The organism is Brevundimonas abyssalis TAR-001 (assembly GCF_000466985.1).
In the GTDB taxonomy this organism is placed as follows: Bacteria; Pseudomonadota; Alphaproteobacteria; order Caulobacterales; family Caulobacteraceae; genus Brevundimonas; species Brevundimonas abyssalis.
On the sequence record NZ_BATC01000002.1, the window covers coordinates 20,373 to 40,226 of the forward strand.

Here is a 19,854-nt window from a genome sequence, read left to right on the forward strand (position 1 = left end):
TTCCGTCGTCCGGTTACCCGTCTTCGGTATAGAAGAGCAAGGTGAAGGCGGACAGGGCCGTCAGTATGGGCGGGAGCCAGGCGGCGAGGAAAGGCGGAATCGCCTCGGCCGCGCCCAGAGCCGCCGTGAACTGATTGATGAAAAAGAAGGCGAAACCGAGGATCACCGCCGCGACGCTCATGCGGGCCAGATCGCCGAGCCGCATCAACCGCAGGGAAAAGGCCGCCGCCAGGATCGACATGGCGGCGAACATCAGGGGCGTGGCCAGCAGTTGCTGGAATTTCAGGCGGTGTTCGGTGGCCGAGAATCCTGCCGCTTCAATCCTCGCGATCTGCGGCGGAAGGGACCAGAAGGGCGTGGAGTCCGGGTCGGCGAACTGGTTGAAGGCGTCGTCATCCGCAATGCTCGAGGGGAGGTCCAGCGAAGCGTAGGCGCGCGCCTGCTGCCCCACCGAAGCGCCCCGCGCGTCGGTCAGCCGCCAGCTGCCCGACGACAGGGTGGCCGTGTCAGCGTCGATTCGTTCCGAGAAGCTCCGGGCCCCGTCCTGCCCCACGGTGTAGATGAAGAAGGACACGTCGTTCAGCCGGCCCGTCGCGCGATTTCGGCTGTCGGCCCGAATGACGATCTGGCGGTTGTCGTCGCCTTCCCGCAACCAGATGGCCGATTGCTCCGCGCCTCCCGTTCCGCCCCGGATTCTGGCGCGTTCACGCTCGTAGCCCCCGTCCAGCGACGCGGCCAGCGGATGAAGGGTCGTCACGGTGAGCACCCCGATGATGAGCGCCGCCACGCCCGCGGGGAACACGAACCTCCAGGCCGACACGCCTGCGGCGCGCATGGCCACCAGCTCGCTGCGGCGGTTCAGGCCAACGAAGGCGGCAAGGGTGCCGAACAGGAACACGAAAGGCAGCAGTTGAAGGATCACCGCCGGAGACTTCATCAGGGTCAGGCCGAACAGGCGCGCGGCGCCCAGGTCGGCGTAACGACTGACGGAGCGGGACACTTCCACGAAGTCGATCAGCATGACCAGGCCCGCGATCACCGCAAGCGAAACGCCCAGGGCCTTCAGGACCTGGAACAGGACGTAGCGCTCGATGCGGGTGAAGGTGTAGCCGCCGGTCATGAGGCGGCTCCAGCGGGGCGGGGACGCGGCAGGGCCCCCAGGGCCCGCCGAACATTGGCGACGGGGCTGGACTGACGAAACACCATGCGCAGCGCCAGGGCGGCGACGCCCAGAGGTATCAGATACTGCAGGGGCGCCAGCCACACGTTCCAGGCGCTGGCGGCCACCACGCCGTATCCGGCGACGCGCGTGACGAGGAAGGCCGCCGCCGCCGCCGCAACGCGCCCCCCGTAGCCCGTGCGCCGGAACTGCCCGCCCAATACGGCGGCGAGGGCCAGAGCCATGGCCGTCAGGGCGTACAGGGGAGAGGTGATGCGGGCGTGCGCTTCGGCCAGAAGCTCCTCCCGGCTGCCCGTCCGCTCCAGCATGTCGGCGCTGGGGTGCACCAGCTCCGCCAGCCACAGATCCGACTCCCGGAAGGCGATGACCTCCTCGGTTCCCGTAAAGGGTGTCAGGTCGAAGGCGTACTCATCGAAGGAGAGAAAATTCAGAACCCCTCGATCAGAGAACTGCTGCATCGAGCCTGGCCCCATCAGGAGGGCCGGCGCGCCGTCTATGCGGGTGAAACGGGCGGTCGTGGCGTCCCAGGTGGTGACCTCGTCTCCATCCTGGATATGGACGAACAGGTTCCGGATCAGGCCGCTCTGCTCGATCTGCTGCACATAAACGGTGAGGCCGCCGCCCGCCTGGACGAACTGTCCCTCCTGCACCAGCAGCGAGGCCAGGTCGGTGCGTATGGCGAACGCCGTCTCGCGCGCTTCGCGCTGGGCGGCGGGCTGGATGTACAGGGACACGAACAGGCTGATCAGGGTGACGATGACCGCCAGCCTCATGCCCGGTGCGATCACGCGCCAGCGCGTCACCCCGCCTGCGAAACAGGCCGTCAGCTCCTGTTCCCGTTGAAGACGGGTCAGGGCCATCAGCCCGCCCACCAACACGCCGATGGGCAGCACCACCGCCATGAGCTGGGGCGTGGCCAGGGCGGTCAGCTTGAGCATGACCCATGCGCTCTGGCCCCGTTCGACGATGACTTCGAGCTGATTCAGGCTCTGACTCAGGATGCCGATGCCGCACAGCGCCGCGCACGCCGCCGCAACGGGCAGGGCGATCTGGCGGAAGAGATAGCGGCTTATAAGGTTCATTTGCAGCGTCGGCGCCGGTTGCGGCCCGGCGGTTTGGGGGGCATGTAATACAGCATCCTTGCGCGCCGGGAAGCTCAGCCGGTGCGTGTTCGCTTATCCCAAGACCGGGACTGGAACCCGGCCAGGAGTTCGTTTCCATGAAAGTAGAATTCGTCGCCGACGTCGGCGCTGCCGAGATCGTCGCGTTGCTCGTCCATGAAGGCCGCGCATTCTCGGGCGAAACGGCCGGGTACGACACCGCGTCGTCCGGCGCCCTGACCCGCGCCATGAAGGCCAGCCGCTTCACCGGCGGCGCCCTGAGCCATCTGGCGGTCGCGGCGCCCGCAGGCGTGGACGCCGGTCAGGTGCTGCTGGTGGGTGCGGGCGACAAGGCCAAGCTGGACGAGCAGGCCATCGAGAAGGCCGGGGCCCAGGCCTATTCCGCCGTGAAGATGTCGGGGGCCGAGACCCTGACCCTGGACCTGAAGCATCTGTCGGCCGCGCAGGCCGCGCAGGCCGCCTTCGGCGCGGTGCTGGCCGCCTATCGCTTCGACAAGTACCGCACGACCCTGAAGCCGGAGAAGATTCCGTCGGTCAAGACAGTGCGCGTGGTCACCGCGGATCCCAAGGCCGCCGAGGCCGCGTTCAAACCCCTGTCGGCGGTGGCCGACGGCGTCATGTTCGCCCGCGATCTGGTCAGCGAGCCCCCGAACGTCCTGTATCCCGCCGAGTTCGCGCGCCGGGTCAAGGATCTGGAAAAGCTGGGCCTCGAGGTCGAAATTCTGGGCGAAGCCGAGCTCGAGAAGATCGGCATGCGCACCCTGCTGGCCGTTGGCGAGGGCAGCGAGCGCGAGAGCCACGTGGCCATCATGAAGTGGAACGGCGGCAAGACCGGCGATCAACCGCTGGCCTTCATCGGCAAGGGCGTGTGCTTCGACACCGGCGGCATCTCCCTGAAGCCCGCCGAGGGCATGGAGGAGATGAAGTGGGACATGGGCGGCGCCGCCGCCGTGTCGGGCCTGATGTGCGCCCTGGCCGGACGCAAGGCCAAGGTGAACGTCATCGGCGTCATCGGCCTGGTTGAGAACATGCCCGATGGCAAGGCCCAGCGCCCCGGCGATGTGGTCACCTCGCTTTCGGGCCAGACGGTGGAGGTGATCAACACCGACGCCGAAGGCCGCCTCGTGCTGGGTGATTGCCTCTGGTACGTGCAGGAGCAGTTCAAGCCGAAGTTCATGATCGATCTGGCCACCCTGACCGGCGCCATGATCGTTGCGCTGGGTCATGAGTATGCCGGTGTCTTCGCCAACGACGACGCGGTGGCGAACGCCATCCTCGCCGCCGGTCCCAAGGTGGACGAGCCGGTGTGGCGCATGCCGCTGCCCGACCGCTATGACCGCCATGTGGACAGCCAGATCGCCGACATGCGCAACGTCGGCAACGGCCGCGCGGGCGGTTCCATCACGGCGGCGCTCTATCTGCAGCGCCACGTGAACAAGACACCATGGGCCCACATCGACATCGCGCCCACCGCCTGGGTGAAGGACTCGAAGAACCCGATGGTGCCGGACGGCGGCGTCGGCTTCGGCGTGCGTCTGCTGGACCGCATGGTCGCGGATTCGTACGAAGCCTGACGTGAGCGAGGCGGGGTCCGGCGAAATCTGGTTCTATCACCTGGAGCGCTCGACGCTTGATCAGGTGCTGCCGGAACTGCTGGACCGGACCCTGCAGCGGGGCTGGCGGGCGCTGGTCCGCGTCGGCGATCCCGGCCTGATGGAGACCCTGGACGAACGGCTGTGGGCGTGGCGGGAAGACGCCTTCCTCGCCCACGGCCGCGCCGACCAGCCCCATTCGGAGCGCCAGCCCATCCTGCTGACCTCGGACTCGGCCAACGGAAACGGGGCTCAGGCCCTGTTCATCGTCGATCGCTCAGACATGGATGCATCCGAACCGTTCGAGCGGTGTTTCATCATCTTCGACGGCCGGGACGAGGAATCGCTCCAGCATGCGCGGGGGCGTTGGAAGACCTTGAAGGAGGCCGGGGCGAACCTGGCCTACTGGAAGCAGACGGAGCAGGGAAAATGGGAAAAAGCAGCCTAGCCTGGGTCGTCGCCGCGGCGTTTGTGGCGGCATCCTGTTCGTCCGCCCCGACGCCTGACAGCCCGGTCCGGACGCCCGTCGCCTCGGCGCCGGCCACCGAGGTGGTCGACTACGCAGCCGCGACCCAGCCCATCGGCACACGCATGCCGCAGATGGACGGCGACCTCTGCCGCGCGGCGGAGTTGCAGAGCCTCGTCGGGCAACCTCGCACCGAGATTCCCGTTCCTGTGGATGTGATCAACCGTCGGGTGGCCTGCACCACCTGTCCGATCACCGAGGACTATTCGCCCTACCGCCTGAACATCTTCTTCGACCAGGAAACCGGGATCGTGGAAGAGGTCCGTTGCGGCTGAACCCGAAAGGCTCATTCATGAAGACCGTCATCGCCGCCTTGTTCGTCGCGAGCTCAGCTGTTCTGGCCGCCTGCAGCGGATTGCCCGCGCATGAGGGCGGATCGGGCATGCCGCCGACGACCGATGACCAGTGCCGCGCCAGCGACTATCAGAGCCTGATCGGTCAGAGCCGCACCGAGATTCCCCAGGCGCCCGCCGGTGCGACCTGGCGCGTGACCTGCACCAGCTGTGCGATGACGATGGATCACCGTCCCGATCGCTTGAACATTCTCTATGACCAGCAGACGGGCATCGTGGAGGACGTGAAATGCGGTTGATGTCTTCGTCCATTTTCGCCGGCGCGGTCGTGGCGCTGGCGGCGTGTGCGCCGCAGCCCGTCCCGCCCGAAAGGCCGGGCTCCGGACCTGATGAGGAGGCTGGCATGGCCTGGCGCTGCGACGCTGAAGCCGCGCGGTCGCTCATCGGCTCGCACGTCGGCGCCGTGACCTTCCCCCGGGAGTCCAACGTCCGCATCGCCTGCACGACGTGTGCGGTGACGCAGGACTACCAGGAGGATCGCCTCAACCTGTTCTTCGATGAGGACACGGGCGTCATCGAACGGGTCAGCTGCGGCTAACGCAGACTGGTCTGGCGCTCCAGGCCGTACAGGGCTTCGTCCAGGTCTTCGGCCCGCCCGGCGACCACCGCCCGGGCGTCAGCGACGCCCCTATTGTAGAACAGCGGCCCGAGTTCCGCGGCGAGTTCATCCAGCAGCATCTCGGCCTGAAGCCCGCCGACCTCCTGATCCAGCTCATCCTTGAGCCAGGCCTGCAGGCGCGTGGCCGCAGCCGCTCGCGCTTCTCGCGTCAGCTCGATAGGTTTCATGCGGTCGCCTCCGCCAGCGCCTCTTCGGCCTGCAGCCATTCCGCCTCGGCCGCGTCCAGATCGCTCTGGGCCTTGGTGCGGGCGCGGGTCAGGCCTTCAAGCGCCTTGGGATTAGTGATGGAAGCATTGGCCATGTCGTCGTCGATGCGGGCGATATCAGCCGTCAACTGGGCCATTCGCTCCTCCGCCTTCTTCACCGCGTGACGGAGGGTCGAAGGCGAGGGGCCTGATTTCTTGTCGTTCTTCTTGCGCTTGTTGTTCGAACTCGGGGCGGCGACCGCAGTCTCGTCCTTGATCTGGCTGGGCTTGACGGCAGCCTGCTTGGCGCGGTCCAGAACGAATTTGGCGTAGTCGTCCATGTCGCCATCCCATGGCTTGACCGTACCGTCGGCGGCCAGCCACAGGCGATCGGCGACCATCTCCATCAGCGACCGGTCGTGGGTGATCAGGATGACGGCGCCATTGTAGTCGTTGAGCGCGTCGAGCAGGGCGCGGCGGCTGTCGATGTCGAGGTGGTTGGTAGGTTCGTCGAGGATCAGGATGTGGGGCGCATCCATCGCCACCTGGTTGAGCAGCAGGCGCGCGCGTTCGCCGCCGGACAGGCTGGCGACGGTGGTTTCCTGCTTCTCGTAGCCCAGACCCCATTGCGCCAGTTTCGAGCGGCGGGCGCTCTCGGGGGCGTCGGGCATGGCGCGGCGGATGATCTCCAGCGGCGTGTCGGTCGGGTCCATGGCCTCGATCTGGTGCTGGTGGAACCAGCCGACGCGCATCTTGCGGTCGCGGTGCAGTTCGCCCTCGGAGACTTTCAGAGCGCCGGCGATCATCTTGGCGAAGGTCGACTTGCCGGCGCCGTTGACGCCCAGCAGGCCGATTCGGTCGTCCAGATCCATGCGCAGGTTGAGATTGCGCAGGATCGGCTTGCCGGTCTCATAGCCGACATTGGCGCGCTCCAGCCGGATCAGCGGCGGGGCCAGGGGGCGCGGCGGCGAGGGCAGGATGAAGGGGGAGACGCGCTCCTCGATGGTGGTGGCCACGGGCTGCATCTTGGCCAGGCGCTTCATGCGCGACTGGGCCTGGGCGGCCTTGGAGGCCTTGGCCTTGAAGCGGTCGACGAAGGCCTGGAGGTGGGCGCGTTCGGCGTCCTGCTTGGCCTTGGCCGACATCTGCAGCCGGGCCTTTTCGGCGCGGGCCTGTTCGAACTGGTCGTAGTTGCCCGTGTAGAGCGTCAGGGTGTGGTTCGCGAGGTGCAGGATGTGGGTGCAGACCTCGTTCAGCATCTCGCGGTCGTGGGAGATGATCAGGGCCGTGTGCGGGTATTTCTTGAGGCGAGCCTCCAGCCACAGGGCGCCCTCGAGGTCGAGGTAGTTGGTCGGTTCGTCGAGCAGCAGCATGTCCGGCTCGGCGAACAGGGCGGCTGCGAGGGCGACGCGCATGCGCCAGCCGCCGGAGAATTCCGACATCGGGCGTTGCTGGTTCTCCTGGTCGAAGCCGAGGCCGACGAGGATTTCGGCGGCGCGGGCCGGGGCGGCGTCGGCGTCGATCTCGATCAGCCGGGTCCAGATCTCGCCCATCTCCTCGGGCTCGGCGGTTTCGAGCCGGCCGAGCAGGGTGTGGCGCTCCTCGTCGGCCTCGAGAATGGTTTCGAGCACGCTGACGGGGGTGGCGGGGTGTTCCTGGTCGACCGACCCGATGCGCGCGGTCTTGGGCAGGCTGATCTCGTCGCCGCCGGCGGCCAGTTCGCCGAGGATGAGCTTGAACAGGGTCGACTTGCCGATGCCGTTGCGGCCGACCAGCCCGACCTTGGAGCCGGGCGGCAGGGAGACGGAGGCATCCTCGAGGAATTTCCGGCCCCAGGCGTTGAAGGTCAGTTCGGTGATCTGGAGCATGCAGGCGAACAATCAGTCAGGAGGGAGGTGAGCAGGCAAACGGAGATGCCCACAAGCAGCAAGGCGCAACGCGCCGGGCGACAGGGCCGAAAAGGAAGAACGCTCCCAGTTGGAAACCGGCAGCGGCGCGTCTATAAGCCCGCGACCCTCAAACCACCAAACCCAAGAAGTCACTCCCATGACCGAACGCACCTTCTCGATCATCAAGCCGGACGCCACCCGTCGCAATCTGACCGGCAAGGTCAACGCGGTGATCGAGGACGCGGGCCTGCGCATCGTCGCCCAGCGCCGCATCCAGATGACCGAAGACCAGGCCAAGAAGTTCTACGAAGTTCACGCCGAGCGCCCGTTCTATGGCGAACTGGTGGAATTCATGACCTCCGCGCCGGTGGTGGTGCAGGTTCTGGAAGGCGAGAACGCCGTGGCCCGCTACCGCGAAGTCATGGGCGCCACGAACCCCAAGGACGCCGCCCCCGGCACCATCCGCGCCCTGTACGCCGAAAACGTCGGCGAGAACTCGGTGCACGGTTCGGACAGCCAGGAAAACGCCAGGCTCGAGATCGCCCAGTTCTTCACGGACGCCGACATCGTCGGCTGATCGCCGTTTTTCGAGGAACCGTCACGACGGGGGATCGTTTTTGTGGCCTCTCTCACGGAGAACAACGCCATGAAGACGATCATCAAATTCATCCCCGTCGTGGGCGCCGTGGCGCTTCTCGCCGCTTGCGGCACGACGATGGAGCAACGCGCGGCCACCGGCGCCATCGCGGGCGCCGCAGCCGGCCAGGCCATCGGCGGCAACACTGAGTCCACTGTTGCCGGCGCCGTCCTCGGCGGCGCGGCGGGCGCGGCCCGGCCCGACTAGGCGTCGGACATATCTTCAGAAGGGAAGCGGCGTCGGTCTCAGACCGGCGCCGTTTTTCTTTGCAGGATGAAGGTGGCCAGGGTCTCGGGATAGAGCCGGTGTTCCACCGTGCGGACTCTCGCGGCCAGGGTTTCGGCCGTGTCTTCAGCCTCTACGGGCACGCGGGCCTGACCCAGCACCGGACCTTCATCCACGCCCTCGGTCACCAGATGCACGGTGCAGCCCGCCTCCGCATCCCCCGCCGCGATGGCCCGGGCGTGGGTGTCCAGACCGGGATATTTCGGCAGCAGGCTGGGGTGGATGTTGAGCATCCGCCCTTCCCACGCCCGCACCAGATGAGCGGTCAGGATGCGCATGTAGCCGGCCAGCACCACCACCTCGACCCCGCGCAGACGCAGGGCGGCGTCGATGGCCAGTTCGTGAGCATGGCGCTCCTTGCCGAACGGGCGATGGTCGATGGCCAGCGCCTCGATCCCCGCCGCCCGAGCCAGCGCCAGGCCCGGCGCGTCGGGGTTGTTCGAGATGACCACGGCGATCTCGGCCGGATAGTCCGCCGCCTTCGCCGCTTCGATGATGGCGGCCATGTTGGAGCCCGCGCCCGAGATCAGGATGGCGACGCGGGACTTGCCCGTCTTTGCGTGCGGCGGCGCATGATCGTGACCACAGCCGGGCATGCCGGGATCAGGCCGCTTCCAGCTGGCCGCAGACGAAGGCGGCTTCGCCCGCGTTCAGCAGCGACGCCAGAACGGGCTCGGCATTCTCGGGGCTGACGATCAGGATGAAGCCCACGCCGCAGTTGAAGGTGCGGCGCATTTCGTGGTCGCTGATCCCGCCGGTCTCGGCCAGCCACTGGAACACGTGGGGCAGGGGCCAGGCGTCCCAGTCGAAAGAGGCTTTCAGCCCTTCGGCGATGCAGCGGGGCGGGTTCTCGATCAGGCCGCCGCCGGTGATGTGGGCGCCGCCCTTGATCAATCCGGCCTTCATCAGCGGCACGATGGATTTCACATAGATGCGCGTTGGGGCCATCAGCGCCTCGGCCAGGGTGTGGCCGGGAGAGAAGGGGGCTTCGTCGCCCCACTTCAGGCCGGATTTCTCCACCACCTTGCGGACCAGCGAATAGCCGTTGGAGTGCGGGCCCGACGAGGCCAGGCCGATGATCACGTCGCCGGTGTTCTGAAGGTCCAGTCGGGGCAGCACGTGCCCCCGCTCCACGGCGCCCATGGAGAATCCCGCCAGATCGTAGTCGCCGTCGCCGTACATGCCCGGCATTTCGGCCGTCTCGCCGCCGACGAGGGCGCAGCCGGCCTGACGACAGCCCTCGGCGATGCCCGCCACGACCTGGGTCGCGGCCTCCACGTCCAGCTTGCCGGTGGCGAAATAGTCCAGGAACAGAAGGGGCTCGGCGCCCTGGGCCAGCAGGTCGTTGACGCACATGGCCACCAGATCGACGCCGACGCCGCCGTGCAGGCCCGTCTCGATGGCGATCTTCAGCTTGGTGCCGACGCCGTCGGTGGTCGACACGATCAGGGGGTCGATGAATCCGGCCGCCTTCAGGTCGAACAGGGCCCCGAATCCGCCCAGCGAGGGCTCTGCGCCCGGCCGCGCCGTGGACTTCGCCAAGGGTTTGATGGCCTGGACCAGCCGTTCGCCCGCGTCGATGTCCACCCCTGCTTGCGCATAGGTCAGGCCGTTGGGGCGGGTGTCGTTCGATGCGCTCATGTCACGCGGGCCTTCGAAATCGTGTCGGAATGTGGGTCGCGCTCTTGCCACGACCGGCTAGCGCCGGGCTATAGCATCCTCATGACGCCGATCACCACAAATGAGGCGCTGGCCGAGTTCTGCGACCAGCTGTCCGGTTCCGAATTCATCACGGTCGACACCGAGTTCATGCGGGAGACGACCTACTGGCCGCGCCTGTGCCTGATCCAGGCGGCGACGCCGGTGAATGCGAGCATTATCGATCCGATGGCGGAAGGCCTGGACCTGACGCCGTTCCTGGATCTGCTGCGCGATCCCGCGATCACCAAGGTTTTCCACGCCGCGCGCCAGGACGTGGAGATATTCAACAAGCTGGGGGCCATGCCCACGCCGCTGTTCGACACCCAGGTGGCGGGCATGGCGGCGGGCTTCGGGGATCAGGTGGCCTATGATTCGCTGGTCCGGCAGATGCTCAAGAAGGACGTGGACAAGGGCAGCCGCTTCACCGACTGGGCGCGTCGTCCCCTGTCGGAGTCCCAACTGACCTATGCCCTGGGCGACGTGACCCACCTGGCGGCGCTGTATCCCCGGTTGCGGGACCGTCTGGCGCGCGAGGGGCGGTTGGACTGGGTGTCGCAGGAAATGGAGGCGCTGATCGATCCGGCGCTTTACGACACCAGTCCCGAAAACGCCTGGAAGCGCCTGAAGCCCAAGCGGTTTTCCGCCAAGTACCTTGCCGCGTTTCAGGCGACGGCCGCCTGGCGCGAGCGCGCGGCGCAGGAACGGGACCAGCCCCGCGGCCGCATCCTCAAGGATGACGCCATCGACGAAATCGCCACCCAGGCCCCCACCGACGCGGACGCCTTCAGCCGTCTGCGCGCCCCGCCCAAGGGATTCGGCGGTTCACGCCTGGGGCAGGATCTGATCGAGGTCCTGCGCGACGTGCTGAAAAACCCCGAGGAGCACGCGCCCGAGATCCAGAAGCCCGCCGGCCGGGAACCGGCCCCGGCTTCGGTGGTGGAACTGCTGAAGGTGCTGCTCAAGGCCAAGTCGGAACAGGCCAATGTGGCCACCAAGCTGCTGGCCAATGTCTCGGACCTGGAGAAGATCGCGCTCAGCGACGACGCCGACGTGGATGCCCTGAAGGGCTGGCGGCGTCAGCTGTTCGGCGAGGACGCGCTCAAGCTCAAGCGTGGCGAGATCGCCCTGGTCCTGAACGGGGCCAAGGTCGAGGTGGTCGAGATCGAAAACTGACGGCTTCTATTCTGCCGTGGGCTCCCACAACTCGATCGGATTGCCCTCGGGGTCGTGTATGCGGGCGAATCGACCCACCTCGGGCGCGTCCCATTCCGCCTTGGTCAGCACCTCGATCCCGGCCGCCTTCAACGAGGCGATGAGGCCGTCCAGGTCGTCAACCCGGAAATTGATCATCCACTGGCGATCGGCGGGGAAGTAGTCGCTGTCGGCCTTGAACGGCGCGAACACCGTCGGTCCGGCCTGTTGCGGCCAGATCCAGGGATTGTCCTCGGTGGGGCCCACGCCGAGATGCTTCACATACCAGTCGGCCAGCGCCTTCGGATCTTTCGACCGAAAGAACAGTCCGCCTATGCCTGTCACCGCCATGATCGTTCCTTCCGTCAGCCGATTTCGAATGTGGCGCCCAGGGTTTCGGCCAGCGCCTTGACGCGCCGCCGGGTCTGTTCGCCGAGCAGGGCGTCGGCGTGATCGGCTGTCGCCTTCAGCCGCAGGACGCCGCCCTTCAGACTGACCACCGTGCTGGCCAGGATTTGCGGCGACCGCACCGACATGTCGCTGCCCAGCCGCATGGCCAGACCAAGGGCTCGGGCGCGCAGCCTCTGGTCGTCATTCAGCAGGCGTTCGACGACGCGCGGCGCCGGGGTCTCGGCCGATCCGCCGTATCTGGCGTTGATGGTGCTTGCCAGGAAGGCCCGCTCGGCATGGGTCTGGCCCGGCGCGGGCGCACGCAGCACCTGATCGAACGCCAATTCTACCCGGTGGTCCGGATGAAGCCGGGCTCCCACATCGGCCAGGCGGCAGGCGGCGGCGGTCAGGACGCCGTCCCGCTCCTCGCCGAACGCGGTCGGCAGGGCGGCCATGACGCCCGTCAGCCAGCCTTCCAGCGCCCCGGGCAGGCCGGGGGACACGCCCTGGCGCAGCCCGATGGCCTCGCAACTGGCCAAGAGAGGATCGGCGGACACCAGCGACGGCGCCAGGCTTTCGAACAGCAGCCCCTCGCGCAGACCCCAGGCCGAAAACTCCACCCGGTTGAATCCGCAATGCTCCAGCAGCCCCTCCAGCACCAGGGCGGCGTAGGGCAGGGTCTCCACCCGCCGCTTGGACACCCCCGGCGTGCGCGCCAGTGAGGCGGGCGACTGGTGGGCCACCAGATGGGCGGTGTCGTGGGCCTGCTGGGCCGTCATGGCGTACTGGTGCACGATCCGCAGCGGGTGATCGACCATGGACATGTGGATCTGGGCCAGGCTGCGCCAGCCGCCGCCCACCGCGTGCAGCACGGCGCCGGAATAGTCCCGGGCCATGGGTTTCAGGCGCTCGGCGATCAGGGCGCGGGCGTGATCGGCGTCAAATCCCTCGGGCGTAGCGAGGGAGAACGGACCCAGCGGCAGGGTCACCCCGCCCTCGACCTTGCCGCCGCCGACCCGGCAAAGCTCCAGGCTGGCGCCGCCCAGGTCCGCGGCGATCCCTTCGGAGTCCGGCGCTCCGGCCAGCACGCCCAGGGCCGCATAGCGGGCTTCCTCCTCGCCGGTCAGGACACGCACCTGAAGGCTGGTCTCGGCGGCCACGCGCTGGCGGAATTCCTCGCCGTCCTCGGCGTCGCGCACGGCGGCGGTGGCGGCGGTCAGGACGGCGGCCGGGCGCACCCCCTCGACGATGGAAGCGAAGCGGCGCAACGCCGGCAGCGCCATCTTCACCCCTTCGGGCGACAGGCGGCCGGTGGCGGCGATGTCGCGTCCCAGACCCGCCAGAACCTTCTCGTTGTAGACCGTCCAGATGGCCCGGCCCTCGAGCCGGTACAGGACCAGGCGAACCGAGTTGGAGCCCACGTCGATGACCGCCACGTCGTCGCGGCCGTCGCGTCCATCCACCTTGCCCGGCGGAGGCCTATCGATAGGGACGGTCAAACGTGATCACCTTGGGCAGCACCTTCACCTTGCGCCCCCGGCCCGACAGGCTGGGGTTCTTGATGAAATAGTCGTGTGCGGAGAAGGGGCGCTCGGGATCAGCGGGTTTGACCCGGTGATAGTTCCCGGAAGAATCCAGAACCCAGCTCTGGGCGTCGTCCTTGAGGTTGGCGACCATGATCTGGTCCAGCACCTGATCGTGCACCGTGGCGTTGGTCACGGGCGCCATGACCTCGACCCGGCGATCCAGATTGCGGGTCATCCAGTCGGCGGATGAGATGTAGACCCGGGCCTTGTCGCTGGGCAGGGCGTGGCCGTTGGCGAAGGCCACAATGCGGCTGTGCTCAAGGAAGCGGCCGATGATTGACTTGACCCGGATGTTCTCCGACAGGCCCGGCACGCCGGGGCGCAGACAGCAGATGCCCCGGATGACCATGTCGATGCTGACCCCGGCCTGGCTGGCGCGGTAGAGCGTGTCGATAATCTCGGGATCGACCAGCGAGTTCATCTTGACCCAGATGGCGGCGGGCTTGCCCGCGCCCGCGGACTCCATTTCCTGCTCGATCATGCGGATCAGGGACAGCTTCATCCGCAGCGGCGAAACGATCAGGCGCTCCATCTCGCCGGGCTGGGCATAGCCGGTGATGTAGTTGAACACCTTGACCGCGTCGCGCCCGATGCCGGGATCGGTCGAGAACAGCGACAGGTCGGTGTAAACCTTGGCCGTGACCGGGTGATAGTTGCCCGTGCCCGCGTGCACATAGGTCTTCAGCCCGTCGGCCTCGCGCCGCACCACCACGCTCAGCTTGGCGTGTGTCTTGTACTCCACGAAGCCGAAGACGACGTGGACGCCCGCCCGCTCCATGGCCCGCGCCCAGCGCAGGTTGGCCTCCTCGTCGAAGCGCGCCTTGATCTCCACCAGGGCGGTGACGTTCTTGCCGTTTTCGGCCGCCTCGATGAGGGCGGCGACGATGGGGCTGTCCTTGGAGGTGCGGTACAGGGTCTGTTTGATGGCGATGACGTTAGGGTCGCGGGCGGCCTGACGCAGGAACTGGACCACCACGTCGAAGCTCTCGAACGGGTGGTGGATCAGGATGTCCTTCTCGCGGATCGCCGCGAAGACATCGCCGCCCTGGTCGCGGACCCGCTCGGGATAGCGCGGCTCGAAGGGCGGGAATTTCAGCTCGGGCCGGTCGCCGGGAATCAGCTCCGACAACTGGGCCAGACCCAGCATGCCGTCGACCATGACCACGTCCTGCGGCGCGGCGTCCAGCTCGCGGATGATGAAGTTCTTGAGGTCCTCCGGCATGGACGCCTCGATCTTCACCCGCACCACCGAGCCCAGGCGGCGCTGCTTCAGCGCCTCTTCGAACTCCAGCACCAGATCCTCGGCCTCTTCCTCGATCTCGATGTCGGAATCCCGGATCAGGCGCAGCACGCCCTTCTCCAGAACCTCGCAGCCGGGGAACAGGTGGTCGATGAACAGCAGCAGCAGGGCTTCCAGCGTCACGAACCGCCGCCGTCCCTTCACCGAGCGCCCGTCGGTGGCCAACTCCCAGAAGCGCCGCACCTGGGTCGGCACGGGGACCAGGGCGTAGAGGATGCGGTTGTCCCGTTCCCGACGCAGCTTCAGCGCCAGCGAGAAGCCCAGGTTGGGCAGGAAGGGGAAGGGATGCGCCGGGTCGATGGCCAGGGGCGTCAGGACGGCGAACAGCTGGTTGAGGAACTCCGGCTCCAGCCGATCGCGCTCGGTCTTGGTGATCTTGGCGGGATCGACCACCTCGATGCCGGCGTCCTTCAACTCCCGCCAAAGGGCCCGCCACTGGGCCTGCTGTTCGGCCATCAGGGCGCCGGCGGCGGTGTTGATGCTCTCCAGCGTCTCGGCGGGCGTGAGACCGTCGGCCGAGACCACGCGCAGCCGTTGACGCACCTGGCCTTTCAGGCCCGCCACGCGGACCATGTAGAATTCGTCCAGGTTGTTGGCCGAGATGGACAGGAACCGCACCCGCTCCAGCAGGGGGTGCGCGGGGTTGGCTGCTTCTTCCAGAACCCGTGCGTTGAACGCCAGCCACGACAGTTCGCGGTTGAAGAACCGCTCGGGCGAAGCCAGCAGCGCCTCGTCGAGCTTTAGCGGGCGAGCATGGGAGGAGGGGACCTCCTGGCCGGTGGTACGGTCGGCGATGGGAGAGGCGTCACTCATGCCGGTGGTTGTGGCAAGTCGGTGTGACGGCCGCAAGGCGCAGCGTCAGTCCTCGGCCGCCTTCTTCTTCGCCGCCGGCTTTTTCGCCGTTGTTTTCTTCGCTGGAGCCTTCTTCGCCGCCGCCTTCTTGGGCGCCGCCTTCTTCTTCGCCGGCGCGCTTGCCGCCTTGGCGGCCAACAAGGGCAAAGCCGCTTCCAGGGTCAGGTCCTCGGGCGCGGTTCCCTTGGGCAGGGTGGCGTTGATCTTTCCCGATTTCACATAGGGGCCGTAGCGCCCGGCCATGACGTGGATCGGATCGCCCGTCTCGGGGTGCGCGCCCAGATCCTTCAGCGGCGCCATGGCCCCGCCGCGGCCCGCGCCGCGGCTCGCGCGCTTCTCGGCCAACAGGGCGACGGCGCGGTTCAGACCCACGTCGAACACCTCCTCGATGTCCGACAGGTTCGCATAGGTGCCCTCGTGGGCCACGAAGGGGCCGTAGCGCCCCAGACCTGCGGTGATCAGCTTGCCGTCTTCCGGGTGGGTCCCGACCTCGCGCGGCAGGCGCAGGAGACGCAGGGCCTTTTCAAGGTCGACCGACGCGGGCGACCAGCCCTTGGGCAACGATGAGCGCTTGGGCTTCTCGGCTTCCGGCGGGGTGGTCTCCACATAGGGACCGAAGCGGCCGATCTTCAGGTGCACCGGCTGGCCGGTCTCGGGATCCAGGCCCAGTTCGCGGTCGCCGCCGTTCTCGCCGTTCTCGCCCGCGTCAGGCGAGGCCACGGGGCGGGTGTAGCGGCACTCCGGATAGTTGGAGCAGCCGATGAAGGCGCCGAAGCGGCTGGTCTTCAGGCTCAGGCGGCCGTCGGCGCAGGAGGGACAGGCGCGGGGGTCGGTCCCATCGCCCTTGTCCGGGAAGATGTGCGGGCCCAGGGCGTCGTTCAGATGATCGAGGATAGCGGTGGTGCGCAGTTCGCCCGCCGCCTGGGTGGCGGCGTGGAAGTCGTCCCAGAACCGGCGCAGCAGCAGCTTCCAGTCCAGTTCGCCCGCCGACACCTCGTCCAGCTGGGTCTCCAGCGCGGCGGTGAAGTCGTATTCCACCCAGCGGGCGAAGAACTGCTCCAGGAACGCCGTGACCAGCCGTCCCTTGTCCTCGGGATAGAACCGGTTCTTGTCCATTCGGACGTATTCGCGGTCGCGCAGGGTGGTCAGGATCGAGGCGTAGGTGGAGGGTCGCCCGATGCCCAGCTCCTCCAGCTTCTTGACCAGGGTGGCCTCGGAATAGCGCGGCGGCGGCTCCGTGAAGTGTTGTTCCGTGCGGATCGCTTCCGGCCTGGCCGCAGCGCCTTCCTTCAGCGCGGGCAGGCGACCGCCGTCGTCGTCCTCGTCTTCGGCGCCCTTGACCCGCTCGTCGCGGCCTTCCTCATAAACGGCGATGAAGCCGTCGAAAGCCACCACTTGGCCAGTGGCGCGAAGGCCGGTCTGGCCGTCGGACGTTTCGATATCCACCGTGGTGCGGTCCAGTCGCGCCTGCTCCATCTGGCTGGCGACCATGCGCTTCCAGATCAGCTCGTAGAGCCGCTGCAGGTCGCCATCCAGGCGCAGGGTCTCCGGGGCGCGGGCGATATTGGTGGGGCGGATGGCTTCGTGCGCTTCCTGGGCGTTCTTGGCCTTGGTCTTGTAGTAGCGCGGCTCGGACGGGACATAGGCGGGCCCGAAACGTTCGCCGATGACTTCTCGCGCCTGGGCGATGCCCTCGGGGGTCACATAGACCCCGTCGGTCCGCATGTAGGTGATCAGGCCGCCCTGATCGTCCACGCCTTCGTAAAGCTTCTGCGCCGCCTGCATGGTGCGCTGGGCGGTGAAGCCCAGCTTGCGCGAGGCTTCCTGCTGCAGGGTCGAGGTGGTGAAGGGCGGCGACGGGTTGCGCTTGACCGGCTTCTTCTCGATCGAGCGGATGGTGAAGGCGCCGGCTTCGATGGCGGCGCGGGCGGCCTGGGCCGTCGCTTCGTCGGTGATGTCCAGGCGCTGGACCCGCTTGCCGGCGTGCTTGACCAGACGGGCGGTGAACGGCGGACTGTCGGCGGTCAGGTCCGCTTCGACCGACCAGTACTCCTGCGCCTTGAACCGCTCGATCTCCATCTCGCGGTCGACGACGATGCGAAGGGCGACGGACTGCACACGTCCTGCCGACCGGGCGCCCGGCAGCTTGCGCCACAGCACCGGCGACAGGGTGAAGCCCACCAGATAGTCCAGGGCGCGGCGGGCCAGATAGGCCTCCACCAGCTCCATGTCGATGTCGCGGGGCTGGGCCATCGCCTCCAGCACCGCCGACTTGGTGATGGCGTTGAAGGTGACGCGCTGGACGACCGCGTCCTTCACGGCCTTCTTCTTCTGGAGGATCTCGAGCACATGCCAGCTGATGGCCTCGCCCTCGCGGTCGGGGTCGGTGGCCAGGATGATGCGGTCGGAGGATTTGGCCGCCTCGGCGATCTCGTTGAGCCGCTTGGAGGCCTTGGCGTCGATCTCCCAGGACATGGCGAAGTCCTCGTCCGGCTTCACCGATCCGTCCTTGGACGGCAGGTCCCGCACGTGGCCGTAGGAGGCCAGCACATGGTAGTCCGGGCCCAGGTACTTGTTGATGGTTTTGGCCTTGGCCGGGCTTTCGACGATGACGAGGTTCATGAAGTCGCAGTCTGGGAGGAGGGGAGCGCGAACGTGGTGGGGTCCGGCGCCGGTGTCAATCGCCAAGCCTGCGGCGCTTGCCTTGATCGCTCTGGTCAGGCCGCTGCGACCATGCCCCCCGGCAACAGAACCGCGCGGCCCGCCAGGGTCAGTTCCAGCAGTGCGGCGTTGGCGTCGCCGATGGAGGCGCCGGCGGCGCGGGCCAGTTCGTCCCGGGGCGCGGCAACGGGCGAGAGCAGGGCGGCCAGGCGTTCGATCAGGTCCAGATCCGCGTCGATGGGCCCGGGCTCCCACGCGGGGGCATCCGGCTCCAGCAGGGTGCGCAGGCCGTTGAAGGCGTTCAGAACATCGTCCACGCCCTCGCACAGGATCGCGCCCTGACGCAGCAGTTCGTTGGGGCCTTTCGAGCGCGGGTCGAGCGGTGAGCCGGGCACGGCGAACACGTCGCGCCCCTGTTCGCCCGCCAGCCGTGCGGTGATCAGCGAGCCGGATCGCAGTTCGGCCTCCACCACGATCACGCCCTTGGCCAGGCCCGAGATGATGCGGTTGCGGCGGGGAAAGTCGCGCGCCTGCGCCTTCGCGCCCATGGGGCTTTCCGAGACGATACAGCCTTGATCGACCAGACTTTCGTAAAGCGCGGCGTGCTCGGCCGGATAGATGTCGTCCACGCCCCCGCCCAGCACGGCGACGGTTCCGGTCGGCAGGGCGCCTTCGTGCGCGGCGCCGTCGATGCCGCGGGCCAGGCCCGACACCACGACGAAGCCCGCCTGACCAAGTCCGGCGGCGAGGCCTCGCGCAATCCTCTGGCCGCCTGCCGAGGCGATGCGCGCGCCGACGACGGCGAGGTTGTCGCGGTTGAGCAGGGCCGTGTCGCCCCGCGTCCAAAGCAGGGGCGGGGGCGGGTCCAGCGCGGCCAGCTGCGGCGGATAGTCGGGGTCGCCCAGCAGCAGCAGGCGTGCGCCCGCCGCTTCGCCCGCGTCGAGCTCAGCCTGGACGACATCCTCATCCGGCAGGGCGTGTCCGCCGCCGCCCCGTCGCGCCAGATCCGGCAGGGCGTCCAGCGCCTCGCGGGCCGTGCCGTAGCGCTGCATCAACTGGGAATAGGCCACCGGACCGACGCGGTCGGTGCGGGCCAACCGCAGGCGGGCGAAGCGTTCGGCCTCGTCCGCCGCCGGGGTCACTTCGACCTGGACCCGATACGGGGCTCCGTCCCCTTAATCAGCCGGCCGATGTTCTCATGGTGCCGGATCCAGATCAGCACGGCGGTGAACACGCTCAGGAACAGGATGGGGGCCGGGGCGGGCAGGCCCAGGGCCGCGAGGGGGAGCAGCGCATAGAGGGGCGTGGCGGCCGAGGCCATCAGGGCCGCCAGCGACGAATATCTCAGGGCGAAGGCCACGATCAGCCAGGTGGCGCCGGCCATAAGGCCCAACGGCCAGGCGGCGGCGATGATCAGGCCGAAGAAGGTGGCCACCCCCTTGCCGCCCTTGAAACCCAGCCAGACCGGGAACAGGTGGCCGAGGAAGGCCGCGCCGCCGGCGATGACGGCTACGGCCTCGTTGTCGAACAGCCAGCGCGCGATCAGCAGGGCGGCCGCGCCCTTGCCCGCGTCCAGCAGCAGGGTGGCCAGGGCCAGATCCTTGCGGCCGGTGCGCAGCACATTGGTCGCGCCGATATTGCCCGAGCCGATGCTGCGCACGTCGCCTGCGCCCGCCGCGCGGGTGAGGACCACTCCGAACGGAATGGAGCCCAGCAGGTATCCGCCAAGGGCCGTTAGCCCCAGCGTCAGCATCGCCGGTCCGACCAGATCCTGCACCCGAATGCC

General features: G+C 67.8%; 20 protein-coding genes. 8 read left to right on the plus strand and 12 right to left on the minus strand.

Going from position 1 to position 19,854, the window contains the following annotated elements:
* Positions 1-13: 13 nt before the first annotated feature.
* Both lptG and MBEBAB_RS00630 read right to left on the minus strand, forming a co-directional pair.
* Entirely contained in the window at positions 14-1,120 is a 1,107-nt protein-coding gene (gene lptG / locus MBEBAB_RS00625) for an LPS export ABC transporter permease LptG (RefSeq protein ID WP_021695983.1), read from the minus strand.
* Entirely contained in the window at positions 1,117-2,262 is a 1,146-nt protein-coding gene (locus MBEBAB_RS00630; RefSeq protein WP_021695984.1) for an LptF/LptG family permease, read from the minus strand. The genes lptG and MBEBAB_RS00630 overlap by 4 nt, the downstream gene beginning before the upstream one ends.
* Before the next feature lie 137 nt (positions 2,263-2,399).
* On the opposite strand from MBEBAB_RS00630, the gene MBEBAB_RS00635 reads away from it, so the two are divergent.
* From MBEBAB_RS00635 to MBEBAB_RS00655, 5 genes are all read left to right on the plus strand, one after another.
* Positions 2,400-3,875 carry a leucyl aminopeptidase gene (locus tag MBEBAB_RS00635; protein ID WP_045318607.1) on the plus strand — a complete coding sequence of 492 codons (1,476 nt, stop codon included), beginning with the start codon at positions 2,400-2,402 and terminating at the stop codon, positions 3,873-3,875.
* A 1-nt stretch (position 3,876) separates the two neighbouring features.
* Positions 3,877-4,341, plus strand: a complete 465-nt coding sequence (locus MBEBAB_RS00640; RefSeq protein WP_021695987.1) for a DNA polymerase III subunit chi — start codon at positions 3,877-3,879, stop codon at positions 4,339-4,341.
* A complete protein-coding gene (locus MBEBAB_RS16985; protein ID WP_231378940.1) occupies positions 4,323-4,694 on the plus strand; it encodes a hypothetical protein in 372 nt (123 codons plus the stop codon). Before MBEBAB_RS00640 ends, MBEBAB_RS16985 begins: the two co-directional genes overlap by 19 nt.
* 17 nt (positions 4,695-4,711) lie before the next feature.
* Positions 4,712-5,011 (plus strand): I78 family peptidase inhibitor, encoded by a 300-nt coding sequence (locus MBEBAB_RS00650; protein ID WP_045318623.1) that lies wholly within the window; start codon positions 4,712-4,714, stop codon positions 5,009-5,011.
* 104 nt (positions 5,012-5,115) lie between these two features.
* Entirely contained in the window at positions 5,116-5,310 is a 195-nt protein-coding gene (locus tag MBEBAB_RS00655) for a hypothetical protein (protein ID WP_021695990.1), read from the plus strand.
* Here MBEBAB_RS00655 and MBEBAB_RS00660 read toward each other — a convergent pair.
* Together MBEBAB_RS00660 and MBEBAB_RS00665 are read right to left on the minus strand one after the other, a co-directional pair.
* On the minus strand, positions 5,307-5,558 hold the full coding sequence (locus tag MBEBAB_RS00660; RefSeq protein ID WP_021695991.1) for a DUF2164 domain-containing protein: 252 nt from the start codon (positions 5,556-5,558) through the stop codon (positions 5,307-5,309). The two genes, MBEBAB_RS00655 and MBEBAB_RS00660, sit on opposite strands and share 4 nt — an antisense overlap.
* A complete protein-coding gene (locus MBEBAB_RS00665) occupies positions 5,555-7,444 on the minus strand; it encodes an ABC-F family ATP-binding cassette domain-containing protein (RefSeq protein WP_021695992.1) in 1,890 nt (629 codons plus the stop codon). Before MBEBAB_RS00665 ends, MBEBAB_RS00660 begins: the two co-directional genes overlap by 4 nt.
* 178 nt (positions 7,445-7,622) lie before the next feature.
* Between MBEBAB_RS00665 and ndk the strand changes: the two genes are divergently transcribed.
* Entirely contained in the window at positions 7,623-8,042 is a 420-nt protein-coding gene (ndk, locus tag MBEBAB_RS00670) for a nucleoside-diphosphate kinase (protein WP_021695993.1), read from the plus strand.
* A 69-nt stretch (positions 8,043-8,111) separates the two neighbouring features.
* Complete coding sequence (locus tag MBEBAB_RS00675) at positions 8,112-8,309, plus strand: YMGG-like glycine zipper-containing protein (RefSeq protein WP_021695994.1); 198 nt, start codon at positions 8,112-8,114, stop codon at positions 8,307-8,309.
* Positions 8,310-8,347: 38 nt separating this feature from the next.
* On the opposite strand, the gene purN is transcribed toward MBEBAB_RS00675, so the two are convergent.
* Both purN and purM read right to left on the minus strand, forming a co-directional pair.
* The gene (purN, locus tag MBEBAB_RS00680; protein ID WP_021695995.1) at positions 8,348-8,983 is read right to left on the minus strand and encodes a phosphoribosylglycinamide formyltransferase; all 636 of its coding nucleotides are present in this window, start codon (positions 8,981-8,983) and stop codon (positions 8,348-8,350) included.
* A 7-nt stretch (positions 8,984-8,990) separates the two neighbouring features.
* Complete coding sequence (purM, locus tag MBEBAB_RS00685; protein ID WP_021695996.1) at positions 8,991-10,028, minus strand: phosphoribosylformylglycinamidine cyclo-ligase; 1,038 nt, start codon at positions 10,026-10,028, stop codon at positions 8,991-8,993.
* Positions 10,029-10,109: 81 nt separating this feature from the next.
* Here purM and rnd point away from each other — a divergent pair, with 81 nt between their 5' ends.
* Positions 10,110-11,261 (plus strand): ribonuclease D, encoded by a 1,152-nt coding sequence (gene rnd, locus MBEBAB_RS00690; protein ID WP_021695997.1) that lies wholly within the window; start codon positions 10,110-10,112, stop codon positions 11,259-11,261.
* A gap of 6 nt (positions 11,262-11,267) precedes the next feature.
* Here rnd and MBEBAB_RS00695 read toward each other — a convergent pair whose 3' ends face one another.
* The 6 genes from MBEBAB_RS00695 to plsY form a co-directional block, all read right to left on the minus strand.
* Positions 11,268-11,630 (minus strand): VOC family protein, encoded by a 363-nt coding sequence (locus tag MBEBAB_RS00695; RefSeq protein ID WP_021695998.1) that lies wholly within the window; start codon positions 11,628-11,630, stop codon positions 11,268-11,270.
* Positions 11,631-11,644: 14 nt separating this feature from the next.
* Positions 11,645-13,132, minus strand: a complete 1,488-nt coding sequence (locus tag MBEBAB_RS00700) for a Ppx/GppA phosphatase family protein (RefSeq protein WP_021695999.1) — start codon at positions 13,130-13,132, stop codon at positions 11,645-11,647.
* Positions 13,133-13,148: 16 nt separating this feature from the next.
* Positions 13,149-15,368 (minus strand): RNA degradosome polyphosphate kinase, encoded by a 2,220-nt coding sequence (locus MBEBAB_RS00705; protein ID WP_021696000.1) that lies wholly within the window; start codon positions 15,366-15,368, stop codon positions 13,149-13,151.
* Positions 15,369-15,413: 45 nt separating this feature from the next.
* Positions 15,414-18,029 (minus strand): type I DNA topoisomerase, encoded by a 2,616-nt coding sequence (gene topA / locus MBEBAB_RS00710; protein ID WP_021696001.1) that lies wholly within the window; start codon positions 18,027-18,029, stop codon positions 15,414-15,416.
* A gap of 95 nt (positions 18,030-18,124) precedes the next feature.
* A complete protein-coding gene (dprA, locus tag MBEBAB_RS00715) occupies positions 18,125-19,210 on the minus strand; it encodes a DNA-processing protein DprA (RefSeq protein WP_021696002.1) in 1,086 nt (361 codons plus the stop codon).
* Complete coding sequence (gene plsY / locus MBEBAB_RS00720) at positions 19,207-19,845, minus strand: glycerol-3-phosphate 1-O-acyltransferase PlsY (RefSeq protein WP_021696003.1); 639 nt, start codon at positions 19,843-19,845, stop codon at positions 19,207-19,209. The genes dprA and plsY overlap by 4 nt, the downstream gene beginning before the upstream one ends.
* Positions 19,846-19,854 lie beyond the last annotated feature (9 nt).